The sequence below is a fragment of the Micromonospora sp. D75 genome (assembly GCF_018070405.1).
Taxonomy (GTDB): domain Bacteria; phylum Actinomycetota; class Actinomycetes; order Mycobacteriales; family Micromonosporaceae; genus Micromonospora; species Micromonospora chalcea.
This window is the reverse complement of record NZ_JAGPXV010000793.1, coordinates 1-2,302: the sequence shown is the minus strand read 5'-3', so window position 1 is coordinate 2,302 and position 2,302 is coordinate 1. Positions and strand designations below refer to the sequence as shown.

Genomic DNA, 2,302 nt, shown 5'->3' with positions numbered 1-2,302 from the left:
TCGCGTACGTCGTGGGGCAGGCCGGGGCCGGTGAGCTGGCCGCGTACCTGAGGCAGCGGCTGCCGGAGAATCTGCTCCCGGCCGCCTGGGTGGCGCTGCCGGAGCTGCCGCGCACCCCGGCCGGCACTGTCGACCGGTCCGCCCTGCCCGCGCCGCAGCCGCCCGCCGGCGAGCCCGCCGCTGCTGCCGAAGCGCCCCGCGACGAGGTGGAAGCGGCGATCGCCGACATCTGGCGGGAGCTGCTCGGGATCGACGAGGTCGGCCGGGACGACAACTTCTTCACCCTGGGCGGGCACTCCCTGCTCGCCACCAAACTCGCCGCGCAGATCGACGCCCGGTACGGCGTACGGCTCGCGCTGCGCGACCTCTTCGGCAACCCGACGGTCGGCTGGCTGGCCGGGCAGGTCCGGCGGCACGCGAGCGGCGCGGACACCGGCCCGGCCCCGATCCCGCGCGTCGGCCGCGACGGCGACCTGCCGCTGTCGTTCAGCCAGGAACGGCTGATCCGGCACCACCCGCTCGGCCCGGCCGACCCGATCCACAACGTGGTGACCGCGCTGCGGCTGACCGGACCGCTGGACGAGGCGGCGCTGCGCCGCGCCCTGGACGACGTCGTCGGGCGGCACGAGGCGCTGCGGACCCGGATCGTGGACGGCCCGGACGGGCCGGCGCAGCGGATCGAACCGGCCGGCGGCTGGCCGTTGACGGCGGTGGACCTCCGCGACGCCGAGCCGGGCGAGCTGCGCGCGCTGATCGAGGAGCAGGGACGGCGGCCGTTCCGCATCGACGCGGAGCCGATGGTGCGCGGCCTGCTGGCCCGCCTCGGCGAGGACCGGCACGCGCTGGTGCTCACCATGCATCACCTGGTCACCGACAACTGGTCCTACGGGGTGCTGGTGCGCGACCTGACCGAGTTCTACGGCGCCCACGCCGCCGGCCGGGCGCCGCAGCTGCCGGAGCTGGCCGTGCAGTACCCCGACGTGGCGGCGTGGCAGCGCCGGCAACTGGCCGGCGGCGCGCTCGACGCGCACGTGGACCACTGGCGGCGCGCCCTCGCCGGCCTGCCACCGGCACTGACGCTGCGGCCACCGGCCACCGGGACGACCGCCGCCGACGGCTTCACCCGCGCGTTCCGCGTCGACCCGGCGGTCACGGAGAAGCTGCGTGGGCTCGCCCGGCAGGAGGGGGCCAGCCTGTTCATGGCGCTGCTGGCCGCGTACCACCTGCTGCTCGCCGCCTGCTCCGGCCGCGACGACATCCCGGTGGGCTTCCCGGAGGCGGGCCGGGACCGGGCCGAGACGGCCGACCTGATCGGCTGGTTCGTGCACCCGCTCGTGGTACGCGCCGACCTGACCGCCGTGTCGACGTTCGCCGGGCTGGTGCGGCAGGTCCGGGACCGGACGCTCGACGCGTACGCCAACCGGGCCGTGCCGCCGTGGCTGGCGGTGCCGGCCACCGCGGACGGTGACCCGACGCGGACCCTGTTCAACCTGCTCAACGCCGAGGTGCCGGAACTCGCGTTGCCCGGGCTGCGGGTCGATTCGTTGGAAATCGGTGACGACTACGTCTTCTCCGAGGTGCTCGGCACCAACCTCAGACCGGCGGAGGTCGACTTGGCGCTGATCATGCGGGAACAGGGCGCGGAACTGCACGGCACCTGGATCTTCTCCACCGACGTCCACGACGCCCGGGCGCTCCAGGCGCTGATGCGACGCTGGGACCTGCTGCTCGGCCGGCTGGCCGACTCACCGGCGGCGCCGCTGACCACGCTCCGTGCCTGGCTGGACGAGGTGGGCGCATGAGCCTCTTCGCCTACCTGCTGCGCTACAGCCGGGGCCCGTTCCTGCTGGCCATCGCGGCGGGCATCGTCAGCGGCGGCACCGGCGCCGCCTTCATCGCCATGGTCAACCTGGCGCTGGCCGCCGACGCCGCGCCCTCGCAGCGGCTGATCTGGGGATACGTGGCGCTCTGCCTGGCCACGCTGGTCACCAAGTTCGTCTCCCAGAGCATGCTGTACCGGCTGTCCCAGGGCGCCGTCTACCACCTGCGCCGCCGCCTCATCGACGGCATCCTGGACGCCCCGCTGCGGACCGTGGAGCGGACCGGCACGGCGCAGCTCTACTCGGCGCTCGCCGACGACGTGGTGGTGATCGCCGACGCGCTGCCCGGCCTGCCGGGCATCTGCTCGGGCGCGGCGTTCGTGCTGGTGGCCATCGCGTACCTGGTGATCGTCTCGCCAGCGGTGGCGCTCGCCACCGGCGCCACGGTCGTCGTGGGCGTGCTGCTCTACCTGCTCGTCTCC

At 74.7% G+C, this 2,302-nt stretch carries 2 protein-coding genes; both read left to right on the top strand.

Going from position 1 to position 2,302, the window contains the following annotated elements:
* A partial coding sequence (locus tag KBX39_RS29095; protein ID WP_247660718.1) for a condensation domain-containing protein occupies positions 1–1,802 on the top strand: 1,802 nt, incomplete at its 5' end.
* The coding region (locus KBX39_RS29090; RefSeq protein ID WP_210873605.1) for an ABC transporter transmembrane domain-containing protein at positions 1,799–2,302 on the top strand (504 nt) is incomplete at its 3' end. The genes KBX39_RS29095 and KBX39_RS29090, both read left to right, overlap by 4 nt.